Genomic DNA, 12,966 nt, shown 5'->3' with positions numbered 1-12,966 from the left:
GGCAAGCCCGAAAAGGAAAGACCATGCCCCGCGCCATTTCGCACGCCCATGCCGGAGAATTTGACGGCACGCCCGTCGGCCACGTCGTGCTCGCCCACGACGAACGCCACCTGCGCCGCAAGCTTCTCACGCTCAAGGAGGGCGGCGATGTGGTGGTCGACCTGCCCGGGGCAGTGGCGCTTGGCCACGGCGATGCGCTGGTGCTGGAGGATGGCAGCCTGGTGGAGATCGTCGCCGCCGAGGAACTGCTTTACGAAGTGACGGCGCGCGACAGGAACCATCTGGCAAAGCTGTGCTGGCACCTGGGCAACCGCCACCTGCCCGCACAGATCGACGAGGAGCGCATCCTCATCGGCCGCGACCACGTCATCCGCGAAATGCTCCTCGGCCTCGGCGCAACGGTAAGGGAGATCGCGGCGCCCTTTTCGCCGGAACGCGGCGCCTATCACAGCCATTCCCATCACCACGATCACGACGCCGGACACCACCATCATCATGTCTGACGTACAAGCCCTGCAGAAACTGCTCACATGGGCCTCGCCGGCCTTTCCGGTAGGCGCCTTCGCCTATTCGGCCGGGCTTGAATCGGCAATCGAGGAAAAGCGCGTAACCGATTCCGCCACAACGCGAAACTGGATCGAGGGCAGCCTGAAAAGCGGCGCGGCGCGCAACGATGCGATCCTGGCGTCCGCGGCCTGCCGTGCGCATGGAGATACGGCGGAACTGGCCCGGCTTGCCGATCTCTGCCTGGCGCTCACCCCGGCGCGCCAGCGCCACGAGGAGATGTTGGTTACCGGCAAGGCGTTCACGGAGGCGGCAAACGCCTGGCCGGACCCGGTGCTGGATCGGCTCCCGGACCCCTGCCCCTACGCGATCGCCTTCGGCGCTGTCGCCGGCGCAAGCGGCATCGCTGTGGAGGAGACGCTGGTAGCCTTCCTGACCGCCTATACCCAGGCGCAGATTTCGGTGTCGATCAGGCTGGTGCCGCTCGGCCAGACCGACGGGCTTGCCATCCTGGCGACACTAGAGCCGCTGATCGCGGTAACGGCAGAGACACTCTCCCACGCGAGCCTGGACGACCTCGGCTCGGCCGCCTATGCCGCCGACATCGCCGCGATGGAACACGAAACCCTTCCCACGAGGATTTTCCGCTCATGACCTCACCCAACGGACCCCTGCGCATCGGCATCGGCGGGCCTGTCGGCTCCGGCAAGACGACACTGTGCGAAATGCTGCTCAAGACCATGCGCGAGCGCTACTCGATGGCCGTCGTCACCAACGACATCTACACCAAGGAAGACGCCCTCATCCTCGCCCGCCTGCAGGCGATCTCGGAAGACCGCATCGTCGGTGTGGAGACCGGCGGCTGCCCGCACACGGCGATCCGCGAGGACGCCTCGCTGAACCTCGCCGCCATCGCCGACCTGAACCGCCGCTTCCCGGACCTCGACGTGGTGCTGATCGAGAGCGGCGGCGACAACCTGGCCGCCACCTTTTCACCGGACCTTGCCGACCTGACGATCTACGTCATCTCCGTCGCCCAGGGCGAAAAGATCCCGCGCAAGGGCGGCCCGGCCATCACCCGCTCGGACTTGCTTGTCATCAACAAGACCGACCTCGCCCCCCATGTCGGCGCCGATCTCGACGTGATGCGGGAGGACACAGAAAAGGTGCGCGAGGGGCGCCCATACGTGATGACGGACCTCTCACGCCGCAAAGGGCTGGAGGATGCCATTGCCTTTATCGAGCGGCATGGGGCGTTGAAAGCTTTGGCCTGATCTACCATGTCGGCCGCGCGCTAACGCCCCCGTCGACCAAAAGGTCGGCGCCGGTGATCCAGCGGGCGGCGTCGGAGAGGAGGAAGAGCACGGCGTCCGCGATATCCTCCGGCTGGCCGAGCCGGCCGAGCGGCGCTGCCTTCTTCCACCGAGCAACACCATCCGGCCAGCCTTCCTCGATGCCCTCGCGATGAACGAGCCCCGGCGAGACAGCGTTGACGCGGATGCCGAGCGCACCTAATTCCAGCGCAGCCGCTCTTGTGAACATGAGAAGCGCCGCCTTCGACGCCGCATAGTGGGCGTGTCCCCTTGCCGGCTGATACCCTTCGATCGAGGCGATATTGACCACAGCGCCCGAGCCGGAAGCCGATGTGCGCACATAATCGGCGAAGACGCGCGTGAGCAGGAACGGCCCACCGGCATTGACTGCCATCATTCGTGCCCAGTTTGCCTGAGAAATCTCCGTTAGCGGCTCCACCGGCTGGTGTCCCGCGTTATTGACGACGCCGTAAAGGCCGCCAAACTGCTTCACCGCCTCCCGTACAAGCGCCTCGGTGTCAGCCTCGTCGGTGAGGTCCGCCCCGCAGGCAGCCGCCGTCCCTCCCGCCTGCCCAATTTGCGAGACGAGGTTTTCCGCCGCCGCGCGGTTGCCGTGATAGTGGCAGATGACGTTGGCACCCGCCTCGGCGAGACGCCCTGCAACGCCCGACCCTATGCCGCCGCTCGCCCCGGTAACGATCACCGACCGTCCGGCAAGGTCGAGAAGCGCGGCGACGGGAGGAGCGCCCACCGCCATCGCTCACCCCTCCTTCCGGCCCGGCAGGACGGGCACAAGCTCGCTCAGAATCGCCGCAATCTTTTCGCCGCAGACGGCAGCATGGGCGAAGATCTCCTCGACGGTGTCGGGCTGCTGTTCCGGCCCGCCGGTCGCCTGATTGGTGATCGCAGAGAAGCCGACGACCGGCAGGCTCGTATGGTTGGCGGCGATCACCTCGGTAACCGTGGACATGCCGACCGCATCCGCCCCCGCGGCACGCAGGAAGCGGCGCTCGGCGGAGGTTTCGAGGGAGGGGCCGAGCACGCCCGCATAGATGCCGTGGCGAACAGGAACCTCCGCCCGCCCGGCGGCCTGCGCGGCAAGGTCGAGCAGTGACGGATCGTAGGCACGCGACATATCGGGAAAGCGCAGGCCGATCGCATCGTCATTCGGTCCGCGGAGCGGGTTATGGCCGGTGAAGTTCAGATGGTCCTCGATCAGCATCACCTCGCCAGCCTGATAATCCGGGTTCAAGCCACCGGCGGCGTTCGTCACCACCAGCGTCCCCGCGCCGAGCCGCTTCAAGAGGTAGACCGCGAGCGCGATATCGCGCGGCGACCAGTCCTCGAAAAGATGCAGCCTGCCCTGCATCACGACAACGCGGCGGCCATAGAGCGTACCGATGACGAGCTGCCCCTTATGGCCGGGGGCCGTGGAGACGGGAAAATCCTCGATCTCCTGATAGGGAATGATGGTGGCATCCGCCACGGCATCGGCAAGATGGCCGAGGCCGGAGCCAAGCATGAGAGCGATCTCGCAAGGCGCGCCGGCGCGCTCAGCGATCGATGCATGGGCCTTCTCAAGGCGCGGAAGCTGGCTCTCGGTCATGTTATCCCTCGTGTACCGGTGATTTCAGGCGATGCTAGCGGCAATCTTCGGTGTCAATAGTTCGACGTCCTCGATCGTTTCCTCGATCGCGTGGCGGGTCAGAACCCCGTCGCGCACCACCTGCTCGCCGCCTACGAAAACGTGGCGCACGTCGGACTTCGCAGTCGAATAGACCAGGTGAGTGATCGGATCGAACATCGGCACGGCATGCGGCCGTTTCACATCGACAAGAACCATGTCGGCCAGCTTGCCCGGCTCCAGGCTGCCGATGCGGTCTCCCGCATTCAGCGCCGCGGCACCCGCCGAGGTCATCATGGCCAGCGCTTGGGCCGTGGAGACTGCGTCGGCCTTGGCCGAAACCGCCTTGTGCAGCGTAGCGGCCAACCTGAGCGCCATCCACATGTCGAGGTCGTTGCCGCTGATGGCTCCGTCGGTGCCAAGCGTCACCCGCACACCGGCCGCAAGCATCTCGGGCACGCGGGCAAAGCCGGAGGCGAGCTTCAGGTTCGACATCGGATTGTGGACGGCTGTAGCACCCGTGCGCGCGAGGATGTCGATCTCCTCGTCGTCGAGATGCACGCAGTGTGCAAGCACCGTGCGTTCGTCGAGCAGGCCCAGATGGTCGAGATGGCGGATGACGGAGCGGCCGTAACGACCGGTGATGTCAGCTTGTTCGGCCCTGGTCTCGGCGGCGTGGGTGCTGAAGAGGGCACCGTGGCGGTCGGCAATCTCCTTGGCCGCCTTCAGATTCTCCGGCGCCACCGTATAGGCACCATGCGGCAGAACCGCCGGAAAGACGTCCTCGGCCGCCCCGAATTCCTCAAAGAACTGCTCCGCCTCCGCAATGCGGCCCTCCAGATCATGGCCAGTGACACCCGGCGGATCGAAGAAGATGCCGCCGGTCGAAACACGCATCCCCACCTGACGCGCCGCCTTCACCGTCTCGGACGGATACCAGAACATGTCCATCACCGTGGTGACGCCGGAAAGCAGGAGCTCGGCAAAACCGAGCACGCTGCCGAGACGGCAGGTCTCGGGGTTGAGAATCGCCCCTTCCGCCTTCCACACAGTCTGCAGCCACGGCTCCAGCGGCAGGTCCTCCACCAATCCGCGGAACAGGCTGTCAGCGGCATGGCAGTGGGTGTTGATAAGGCCCGGCATCAGGATATAGCCCGTGCCGTCGATCACACGTCGGGCGCTTGCCGCGGCGGCTTCGAGGTCAGCGCTGAGGGCGATCCGCTCGATGCGGCCATTGTCGACCATAAGGCCACCGTCGGCGATCACCGTGCCCATGGCGTCACAGGTGACCACGGTTGCGTTGGTGATGACGAGATCCGTCATAGCGTTCCTCCGTTCGCTGTGCGTCCGCGGCGCCACCACGACAGCGCTACCAGGACTGCGAGCGTAGCGAGATACGGCATCATGTCCGTGAACTGCTGCGGCATGCCCAGCCCCTGCACGCGGAATGACAGGCTGTCAACGGCGCCGAAGATGACGGCGATGATGAAGAGCGGCCAGGGCCGCCCGCGCGTCAGAAGGACGGCAACCACCGCAATCCAGCCGCGCCCGGCGCTCATATTCTCCACGAAAAGAGTGACGTTGGCGATGGAGAGCTGTGCTCCACCCAGCCCGCACAAGGCCCCGCAGCCCATCAGCGCGTAGAGCTGCACGCGCCGCCGCCCGACACCACCCGCCTCGAGTGCCGCCGGATTCTCGCCGGCCGCGCGGATGCGCAGGCCGAGCCGGTGGCGGGCAAAGAAGAAGCTGAGCGCCGGCACCGCGAGAAGCGCCAGATAGAACAGCGGCGACTGCCCGCTGAGGAAAGGGCCGATGAGCGGGAGGGAAGCAAGGCCGGGGATGGAGACCCGCCCGAAACCGGCAATCGCCGGATCGCTGAAGGCCCCCATGGCATCGAAGACGGCGCGCAGGAGATAGGTGGTGAGTCCGGCGGCCAGGATATTGATGGCAATGGAAACGACGATGGCATCCCCTCCCCGCCGCAAATTGAACTCGGCGAAGACAAGGCCCATGGCAGTGCCGGCCATGACCGCGGCAAGCGCGCCGAGATAGGGAGAGCCAGAGAAGAAAGAACCGAAGACGGCGGCGAAGGCGCCGACGAGCAGGAAGCCTTCGAGCGCGATATTAAAGACACCTGCCCGCTCGCACAGCGCACCGCCCAGCGCAGCAAGCAGGATCGGCGTCACGAAGCGCGGCACTGAGGCGGCGAATGAGGGATCGAAAAGCAGGTCAAGCATCTTCGGCCGCACCTGCCTTGCGTTCGGAAGAGGCGACGAGCGCGCCGGAAACGCGGCTCGCTACGAACAGGATGATGACCGCCTGCATGACGAGCGCGATCTCCTTCGGCACACCGGCCGAGCGCTCCATGCCGGCCGCCCCCGTCTGGATCGCCGCGAAGAACAGGCCCGAAAGCGGCACCGCCCAGGGGATCATGCCTACCAGGAGTACGGCGATGATGCCCGTCCAGGCATAGAGCGGCTGCACCAGCATGCCGTCGATATAGCGGTGATGGATCCCGAAGACGGCAATGGCCCCGACCAGCCCGGCGATCGCCCCGCTCATGGCAAGCGTCTGCAGCGTGAGCTTCCTGACCGGCAGCCCGACGGTACGCGCGAAGGCGGGCGACAGCCCGTTCATGCGCGCATGGTAGCCATGGACCGTGGCGCGGCTGTAGACGATGGCAAAGAGGCTCGCGGCGATGATGAACAGGATGCCGATGTCGAGCCGCGTGCCGGGAAAATAGGGAAGCCAGGTCGCCTGCGGGACAAGGTGCGACTGCACCATGCCCGACTGCACGTCGCGGAAGGGATGCGCGACGAGATAGGAAGCGATGTAGCGGATGGGATAGTTGAGAAGCAGCGAGCCCACCAGAAGCGGCACGCCGACGTAGAGATGCAAGGCACCGGCCAAAAGCGCCCAGCCCGCCCCCGCCAGCATGGCGGCGAGGATCGAAGCGGTAAGCACGAAGAGCGGCGGCCCCGGCAAAAGGAGCGCGGCAAGTGCGGCCACCAAACCTCCAGCCACCAACTGCCCCTCTCCGCCGATGTTGAACAGCCCGGCGCGGAAGCTGAGCATTACCGAGACCGCCATGCCGGCGATCAGCGCTGCCCGGCTGAGCGTTGCCATGAGATAGGAGAAGCGCCGACCGCCGAAGGCATTCTGCAGGAAGGCCGAAAGCGCGTCACCGAAGGGCGCTCCGACGAGCGCCATGAGGATGAAGAGCACCGCCGCGATCCAGGCGAGCGCCACCGCCCACGACATCGCCTCGCGGCCCAAGGTCCCGTTCATGCCACCTCCGGCAGCGCATCCGCCGCGCGCGACGTCATCATGCTGCCGATGCGCTCGCGATCGGCCTCCGCCCCCGCCACCTCGCCGGCCAAGGCGCCGGAATACATGACCAGAATGCGGTCGGAGAGCGCCAGCACCTCGTCAAGTTCGGTGGAGACGAGGAGGACGGCATGCCCCTCGTCACGCTTCCGCATCAACTCGCCGTGGATGAAATCGATGGCGCCGATGTCGACACCCCATGTGGGATTCTCGGCGATGACGAGCGGTGTATCCCGCGCCAACTCGCGCCCGACGACGAGCTTCTGCTTGTTGCCACCCGACATGGTGGAGGCGAATGCGGAGGTCCCGCCAACACGGATGCGATAACGCTCGATCAGCTGGCGGGCGAAACGCGCCATCGCCGCGCGGTTGAGGAAGGGGCCGCGCGTATAGGCCGCGCGGTCATCACGGCCGGCATTGGCGTTCTCGCTGACCGTCGCCCCCAGCGCCAGCCCCATGCGCTGGCGGTCCTCGGGAATGTAGCTCATGCCGATCCGCCGCCGGTCCTCCACGTCCAGATGTCCGATCGGCCTGCCGCAAAGCATGATTTCCCCCGACAGCAACGGCATGAGCCCCGTGACCGCCTGTATCAGTTCCGCCTGCCCGTTGCCGCTGACCCCCGCGATGCCGACAATCTCGCCCGCGCGCACCGAAAGCGACAACGGGCCGATCGCGCCGCCCCGGCCGGAGACCTGCAGGTCGCACACCGAAAGCACCTCCTCGCCGGGCGTGCGTGCGGTGCGTTGCCGCGCCGGCGGCAGTTCCCCGCCGATGATCCCGCGCGCGATCTCCTCCTTACTCGTCTCGGAAAGCCGCCCGGAACGCACCAGCCGGCCGCCCCGCATGACGCTCACCCGGTCGGCGAGTTCCATCACCTCGTCGAGCTTATGGGTGATGAGGACGATGGCCTTGCCGGCCGACCGGAAGCTGCGCAGGGTGGCGAAGAGCCGGTCCTTCTCGAGCGGGGTGAGCACGGAGGTGGGCTCGTCGAGGATCAACACCTCCGCCTCCCGGTAGAGCATCTTCAGCACCTCGACGACCTGCCGCTCTCCCACCGAGAGCCGGCCGACCGGGCGATCAAGCGCAATCGAGATGCGGTGCTCCTCCGCAACCTCGGCGAGACGCCGACGCGCGGCTGCGAAATCGATGAAGCCGAAACGGGTGACGGGCTCGGCGCACAGCACGATATTCTCCAGGACCGTCATCGATTCCTGCAGCATGAAGTGCTGGTGCACCATGCCGAGACCGTGGCGGATCGCATCCTGCGGCGAGGCCCAACGCATCGCCTTGCCGTCGAGGCTGATCGCCCCGGCCTCCGGCTGGACCAAGCCGAAGAGCACGTTCATGAGCGTCGTCTTGCCCGCCCCGTTCTCGCCGACAATAGCGTGAATCTCACCCGGCTCGATGTCCAGCGAGACATTGTCGACGGCGGTCAGCGCACCGAAACGCACCGTGATGCCGGAAAGCGACGCACGCATCTGACTACCCTTCGGCCAAGCGCGTGCCCGGTGTCCCTTCGGTCAGCACCCTCACTGGGCGAACATCGGGTCTTCGAGTGTCAGGGAACCGTCGATGATGCTGGCGGCAACGCTGCGCATCTTCTCCACCACCTCCGGATGCTCGGCGACCACGCACTGGCTGTCGGCAAGCTGATCCTCTTCGAGAGCCATAGCCGACACCCCGCCCTCCGCAAGACCGAGCGACATCATCGCATGCTCGCCCTCCAGAATGGCACCGATAGCCTGCAACATGGCGTTGTCGACCCGCTTCAGCGTGACGTCGACGACGTGGCCGGGCGCCTGCGGGCACTGATTGATATCGACGGAAAAGACCAGGAAGTCGCGTTCCTCGGCAGCCTCGAAGACGCCGAAATCGCCGCCGGACGTCGCCGTGAAGATGAGATCGGAGCCGGCCGAGTGCATGGCCACCGCCTGCTCCTTGGCGCGCACCGGATCAGAGAACGGGTTTTCCCCGCCCACCCAGCGCACGTCGACCGTCGTCTCCGGTGCCACCGATTTCACACCCTGCGCATAACCGTCCGTGTAGCGATGCAGGAAGGGGATATCGAGCGCACCGACCACGCCCACCTTGCCGCTTTCCGACAGCATGCCGGCGGCAACCCCCATCAGATAGCTCGCCTCGTACTCCCGAAAGACGGCGCAATGCACGTTCTCCGGCCGGTCCTCGATGCACTGGTCAACGATGAGGAACTCCGTGTCGGGCGCCGTCGGCGCCACCTCGCGCACGATGTCGTTGAACTCAAAACCGAGAAGGACGACGATGTCGGCCCCTTCATTCACCGCCGCGTTCACGTTCTCCAGGCGGTCGGCAGCGGTCCTACTCTCGTAGGTCCTCACATCGGCGCCGTACTCCTCGCCCGCCGCCTCGATGCCGTCCCGGCCCATCTGCAGGAACGCGTTGACGCCGATCGGGTCCGGCGAGACGTAGACGAAGAGCTTGTCCTCCTGGGCGGCTGCCATTCCTGCCGTGCCCACCAAGCCGGCGGCGAGCAGTGCTTTCAAGAATTTCATTCCGGTAATCTCCCTATTCATCCCCTCGCGCCGGCTTTCGCCTGAAGTGGTCGCAGATCCACCAAGGATGGCGGCACGACGATTGTATGCAGGCAGCCGCCAACAGCATGAGGTCAAGGATGGAGGTCGCCCAAAGCCACGTTTCCATGCAACGGGAAACGGCGCCGCTTCGCAAGCCCGACCGCTGCTTTTGACAATTTAGGATGCCATTTCTAACAATTGTCAAGCGATCTAGTATTTGCTGAAATTGTTTACGGCGAGGAAGCGATGCAGCCCGAATGGTTTGTGCCCGACACGGGTCGGAAGGAGTTTTGGACCGAGGAGCGGTGCTTCATCACGGAGCTTCTGAACACACCAGCCTCGCCAGACGCCTCGCTCGCCGTCGCCCGCGTAGAACCAGGAGTCACGACGCAACTGCACAAGCTGTCCGGCATCTCGGAGCGCTACATCGTTCGCAAGGGCGAGGGTGTCATCGAGATCGACGGCGTCCGCCAGCCACTCGCCGTCGGCGACCAGGCGGTGATCCCGGCCGACGCCGCGCAATGCATCACCAATACCGGCTCCGATGATCTGGAGTTCTACTGCCTTTGTACCCCGCGTTTCCGCCCGGAAGGCTATGTCAGCCTGGAGGACTAGCGGGAGCCTCCTCCTCCGGCAGATATTTCGTCGCCTCCCGCCGCGCAAAGCCCTTGAGCGCGGCGCCATGGTCGGTGAGGAAGCCGCGCACCCGCGCCGGATCGTGCTTGGAGAGTTCGCGCAACCACCAGCCGATGGCCTTTTGGATGAACCATTCCCGGTCGGGCGCCAAGCGGGCGGCCCAGCTGAGCATCCGCTCTGGGTCGCGCCCTGGCTTGGTCCACGGCAGGGTGAAGACGAGCGCGGCGCGCCGGGTCCACAGATGGCGGCTTTCGACCCATGTCTCGACCTTATCGAGCCGCCGCGGATCGTCGATGATGCAGCGTGCGCCGACATTGGCCAGATTGTCCGCCACCGCCCAGCCGTCGAGGTCGCTCATGCGGCGAAGCACGAACCGCCATATTGACGCCGACGGGCGACACAGACTGCCCGCCAGAATCCGTGCGGCGGCGATCTTCAGGTCCCATACGGGAGAACTCCAGAGCCGTTCACTCAAGTCGAGAAGCATGCCCTCCTCGGCCACACCCTTCAGCGTCTCCCGGATGACCGCGTCCATCTTCGGCATTGAGACGCCCCAATGTCCCCATGCCGACTTCTGATAGGCCTTTTCCTTTTCCGCCCGGTCCGGGTCTCCACTAGCGCGCAAAACGCCGACCAGCCGGGCATGGAGCCGGTCGACGCTTGTGTTCGGGGCGACGCCCATATCGTTCCACCTTCATCGATCCGTCGAAGCGGCGACAGAATGGCACAGCTGGAGGGTGAGATACAGGCAGCGGGACGGTGGCGACGCGAGTCATACGCGCGCCACGAACCAGACATTCATCGGGTCGTGCGGCAAAACGAGCCGTTCCACTGAACGGAAACCGGCGGCCTCTAGCATTCCCTTTGCCGTTTCCCACCCCCACATGGTGCCGAGCCCCAGGCCACCCTGACCCAGCGAAACCGTTGTGCAGTGGGCGCAGGAGATCGCGTAGAGGAAACCGGCCATCGGGAAATCGTGGTTGTTCTCGAGTTTCGCCGAGCCGCCGATATCCTGCATCAGATAGACGCCGCCGGGCTTCAGTGCACCGCGAAGGCCGCCGATCAACGCCTGCGGGTCTTTCTGGTCATGCACGGCATCGAAGGTGGTGATGAAGTCGAAACGGGATTTTTCGCCGTATCCGGTGAGATCCCGCTGCTCAAAGCGGACGTTCGCAAGACCTGCCTTCCGCGCTGTCTCGTTGGCGAACTCGATGGCATCCGCGCACAGGTCGTAGCCTGTAAAGCGGCTGTTCGGGAAGCGCTTCGCCATCTCGATGAGCGCCAGACCGCGCCCGCAGCCCGCGTCGAGCACGTCGATGCCGATTTCCATCCGTTCCGCGATGCCCTCGACCAGAGGCAGGACGACATCGAAGAGCTGAGGGACGACGGTCTGCCCGCTGTCCTCCGCCATGAACTGGTGGAAGCAGGGATAGTCACCATAGGCCAGTCCCTCGCCGGTCTCGAAACAGGCAAGCAGTCGCTCCTGCATCTGCCCTATCAGGGCAATCGCTTGCGCATAGACGGCAAGATTGCCAAGCGGCGCTTCGCGCGTCAGACAAGCGGCGTGTTCGGCCGGCAGGTCGTAGGTCTTTGCCGCCGGATTGTAGGTCACGATGCCGCCCATCACCATCACCGCCAGCCACTCGCGCACATAACGTTCGGAAAGTTCCGCACGCTCCGCAATCGCCGCGCTCGTTGACGGCGGCAGCGCCGCCAGCACGTCGAACAACCCAAGCCGATGGCCGATGGAAAGCATCACCGCCACCGCACCAGAATTGAGCACGCCACCGACATTTTCGGCAAAGGCTTCCGCCCCCGCCATATCCAGCGCCGGCGCTTCCGCAGTTAAAGACATTGCTTTTCTCCTTCACGAACGAAACAGGGCGGCGGATTAGCCGGAGAAGGCATTGTGCAGAAGTGACAAAATGGACAAGAACGAGGCTTTTGTGCCATTTATGCGCTCCCATGAACACTTCGCGTGACACGGCCCCGGCCCGCATCTGCCTGCTCGCCCTTCCGGAGACGACGCCGACGTCGATCTACGGCCTGCACGAAATCTTTTCCGCGGTGGGCGTAGCCTGGCGCGAGATAACCGGTGAAGAGGTCGACGTGCGACGCCTGGAAACGCGCATCGTGGCAAGACAGGCCGACGCGTTTCCCTCATCGCTCGGCGTGCCGATCGCGCCGCATGCGGCGCTTGAGGATACCGGCCGCGCCGATGTGGTCATCGTCACCGACCTGGCGCTCGCGCCGGAGGAAAGCCCGCGTGGAAAGTGGAGAGAGGAAGCGGCCTGGGTGCGCGAGCAATCCCGGCAAGGAGCAACCATATGCTCGGTCTGCACCGGTTCGGTCTTCCTGGCCGAGGCCGGCCTGCTCGATGGCGTCGAAGCCACCAGCCATTGGGGCGTTACGCGTATTTTCGCTGCACATTATCCGCAGGTGAAACTGCACCCGGACCGCATCCTGTGTCCGGCGGGGCCCGAGCACCGCATCGTTACGGGCGGCGGTGCCGGCACCTGGACGGACCTCGCGCTCTACCTCATCGCTCGATTCTGCGGCACAGCGGAGGCCGTGCGCATCGCCAAGGTCTTCGTGCTCGGCGACCGTAGCGAGGGTCAACTGCCCTTCGCTTCCATGCGCAAGGTGCCCAGCCATCAGGATGCGGTGATCGGCCGATGTCAGGAATGGCTTGCAGACCACTATACTGAGGCCAATCCGGTGGCCCGGATGGCGGCTCTCTCAGGCTTGCCGGAGCGCACCTTCAAGCGGCGCTTCAAGGCTGCAACCGGCTATGCGCCAATCGACTATGTGCAGGCCCTGCGCATCGAGGAAGCGAAGCAGCTCCTCGAGACCACAGCTGAGCCGACGGATATGATCGCCCACCTCGCGGGCTATGACGACCCCGCCTTCTTCCGACGTCTGTTCAAACGCATCACCGGCGCCACCCCCGCCCGCTACCGTCAGCGCTACCGCTATATCGGTATGGCCGAGGCCGCCAGGGTCTGAGGAC

General features: G+C 65.3%; 14 protein-coding genes. 5 read left to right on the top strand and 9 right to left on the bottom strand.

The window, feature by feature from the left end; genetic code table 11:
• Positions 1 to 23: 23 nt before the first annotated feature.
• From N5A92_RS21560 to ureG, 3 genes are read left to right on the top strand one after another with little or no spacing between them, the layout of a single operon-like run.
• On the top strand, positions 24 to 503 hold the full coding sequence (locus tag N5A92_RS21560; protein WP_260906199.1) for an urease accessory protein UreE: 480 nt from the start codon (positions 24 to 26) through the stop codon (positions 501 to 503).
• A complete protein-coding gene (locus tag N5A92_RS21555) occupies positions 496 to 1,158 on the top strand; it encodes an urease accessory protein UreF (RefSeq protein ID WP_260906197.1) in 663 nt (220 codons plus the stop codon). The genes N5A92_RS21560 and N5A92_RS21555 overlap by 8 nt, the downstream gene beginning before the upstream one ends.
• On the top strand, positions 1,155 to 1,778 hold the full coding sequence (gene ureG / locus N5A92_RS21550) for an urease accessory protein UreG (RefSeq protein ID WP_260906195.1): 624 nt from the start codon (positions 1,155 to 1,157) through the stop codon (positions 1,776 to 1,778). Before N5A92_RS21555 ends, ureG begins: the two co-directional genes overlap by 4 nt.
• 1 nt (position 1,779) lies before the next feature.
• Here ureG and N5A92_RS21545 read toward each other — a convergent pair whose 3' ends face one another.
• Genes N5A92_RS21545 through N5A92_RS21515 form a run of 7 tightly spaced genes read right to left on the bottom strand, consistent with a single transcriptional unit; the run spans position 1,780 to position 9,299 of the window.
• Positions 1,780 to 2,574: an SDR family NAD(P)-dependent oxidoreductase gene (locus N5A92_RS21545; protein ID WP_260906194.1), complete on the bottom strand. Its 795-nt coding sequence runs from the start codon at positions 2,572 to 2,574 to the stop codon at positions 1,780 to 1,782.
• Between the two features lie 3 nt (positions 2,575 to 2,577).
• Positions 2,578 to 3,423 (bottom strand): purine-nucleoside phosphorylase, encoded by an 846-nt coding sequence (locus tag N5A92_RS21540; protein ID WP_260906193.1) that lies wholly within the window; start codon positions 3,421 to 3,423, stop codon positions 2,578 to 2,580.
• A 24-nt stretch (positions 3,424 to 3,447) separates the two neighbouring features.
• Entirely contained in the window at positions 3,448 to 4,764 is a 1,317-nt protein-coding gene (locus N5A92_RS21535) for an amidohydrolase family protein (protein WP_260906192.1), read from the bottom strand.
• Positions 4,761 to 5,678, bottom strand: a complete 918-nt coding sequence (locus tag N5A92_RS21530; protein ID WP_260906191.1) for an ABC transporter permease — start codon at positions 5,676 to 5,678, stop codon at positions 4,761 to 4,763. The genes N5A92_RS21535 and N5A92_RS21530 overlap by 4 nt, the downstream gene beginning before the upstream one ends.
• Positions 5,671 to 6,729, bottom strand: a complete 1,059-nt coding sequence (locus tag N5A92_RS21525) for an ABC transporter permease (protein WP_260906190.1) — start codon at positions 6,727 to 6,729, stop codon at positions 5,671 to 5,673. The genes N5A92_RS21530 and N5A92_RS21525 overlap by 8 nt, the downstream gene beginning before the upstream one ends.
• On the bottom strand, positions 6,726 to 8,246 hold the full coding sequence (locus N5A92_RS21520; RefSeq protein ID WP_260906189.1) for an ABC transporter ATP-binding protein: 1,521 nt from the start codon (positions 8,244 to 8,246) through the stop codon (positions 6,726 to 6,728). The genes N5A92_RS21525 and N5A92_RS21520 overlap by 4 nt, the downstream gene beginning before the upstream one ends.
• Positions 8,247 to 8,297: 51 nt before the next feature.
• The gene (locus N5A92_RS21515; protein ID WP_260906188.1) at positions 8,298 to 9,299 is read right to left on the bottom strand and encodes a BMP family ABC transporter substrate-binding protein; all 1,002 of its coding nucleotides are present in this window, start codon (positions 9,297 to 9,299) and stop codon (positions 8,298 to 8,300) included.
• Between the two features lie 267 nt (positions 9,300 to 9,566).
• Between N5A92_RS21515 and N5A92_RS21510 the strand changes: the two genes are divergently transcribed.
• Positions 9,567 to 9,935, top strand: a complete 369-nt coding sequence (locus N5A92_RS21510) for a cupin domain-containing protein (RefSeq protein WP_260906186.1) — start codon at positions 9,567 to 9,569, stop codon at positions 9,933 to 9,935.
• Here N5A92_RS21510 and N5A92_RS21505 read toward each other — a convergent pair.
• Positions 9,919 to 10,638: a DNA alkylation repair protein gene (locus tag N5A92_RS21505; RefSeq protein ID WP_260906184.1), complete on the bottom strand. Its 720-nt coding sequence runs from the start codon at positions 10,636 to 10,638 to the stop codon at positions 9,919 to 9,921. The genes N5A92_RS21510 and N5A92_RS21505 overlap by 17 nt on opposite strands.
• Before the next feature lie 90 nt (positions 10,639 to 10,728).
• Positions 10,729 to 11,811, bottom strand: a complete 1,083-nt coding sequence (locus N5A92_RS21500) for a class I SAM-dependent methyltransferase (RefSeq protein ID WP_260906182.1) — start codon at positions 11,809 to 11,811, stop codon at positions 10,729 to 10,731.
• A 110-nt stretch (positions 11,812 to 11,921) separates the two neighbouring features.
• Between N5A92_RS21500 and N5A92_RS21495 the strand changes: the two genes are divergently transcribed.
• Positions 11,922 to 12,962, top strand: a complete 1,041-nt coding sequence (locus tag N5A92_RS21495; RefSeq protein WP_260906180.1) for a GlxA family transcriptional regulator — start codon at positions 11,922 to 11,924, stop codon at positions 12,960 to 12,962.
• The last annotated feature ends 4 nt before the right edge of the window (positions 12,963 to 12,966 follow it).

This window comes from Chelativorans salis (assembly GCF_025336525.1).
GTDB lineage: Bacteria > Pseudomonadota > Alphaproteobacteria > Rhizobiales > Rhizobiaceae > Chelativorans > Chelativorans salis.
This window is presented reverse-complemented; position numbering and strand designations above follow the sequence as displayed.

Coding starts and splice junctions, on each gene's coding strand:
- N5A92_RS21520 (WP_260906189.1), bottom strand. CDS start 8,246: ATGCGTGCGTCGCTTTCCGGCATCACGGTGCGTTTCGGTGCGCTGACC.
- N5A92_RS21515 (WP_260906188.1), bottom strand. CDS start 9,299: ATGAAATTCTTGAAAGCACTGCTCGCCGCCGGCTTGGTGGGCACGGCA.
- ureG (WP_260906195.1), top strand. CDS start 1,155: ATGACCTCACCCAACGGACCCCTGCGCATCGGCATCGGCGGGCCTGTC.
- N5A92_RS21495 (WP_260906180.1), top strand. CDS start 11,922: ATGAACACTTCGCGTGACACGGCCCCGGCCCGCATCTGCCTGCTCGCC.
- N5A92_RS21500 (WP_260906182.1), bottom strand. CDS start 11,811: ATGTCTTTAACTGCGGAAGCGCCGGCGCTGGATATGGCGGGGGCGGAA.
- N5A92_RS21535 (WP_260906192.1), bottom strand. CDS start 4,764: ATGACGGATCTCGTCATCACCAACGCAACCGTGGTCACCTGTGACGCC.
- N5A92_RS21525 (WP_260906190.1), bottom strand. CDS start 6,729: ATGAACGGGACCTTGGGCCGCGAGGCGATGTCGTGGGCGGTGGCGCTC.
- N5A92_RS21510 (WP_260906186.1), top strand. CDS start 9,567: ATGCAGCCCGAATGGTTTGTGCCCGACACGGGTCGGAAGGAGTTTTGG.
- N5A92_RS21540 (WP_260906193.1), bottom strand. CDS start 3,423: ATGACCGAGAGCCAGCTTCCGCGCCTTGAGAAGGCCCATGCATCGATC.
- N5A92_RS21530 (WP_260906191.1), bottom strand. CDS start 5,678: ATGCTTGACCTGCTTTTCGATCCCTCATTCGCCGCCTCAGTGCCGCGC.
- N5A92_RS21560 (WP_260906199.1), top strand. CDS start 24: ATGCCCCGCGCCATTTCGCACGCCCATGCCGGAGAATTTGACGGCACG.
- N5A92_RS21545 (WP_260906194.1), bottom strand. CDS start 2,574: ATGGCGGTGGGCGCTCCTCCCGTCGCCGCGCTTCTCGACCTTGCCGGA.
- N5A92_RS21505 (WP_260906184.1), bottom strand. CDS start 10,638: ATGGGCGTCGCCCCGAACACAAGCGTCGACCGGCTCCATGCCCGGCTG.
- N5A92_RS21555 (WP_260906197.1), top strand. CDS start 496: ATGTCTGACGTACAAGCCCTGCAGAAACTGCTCACATGGGCCTCGCCG.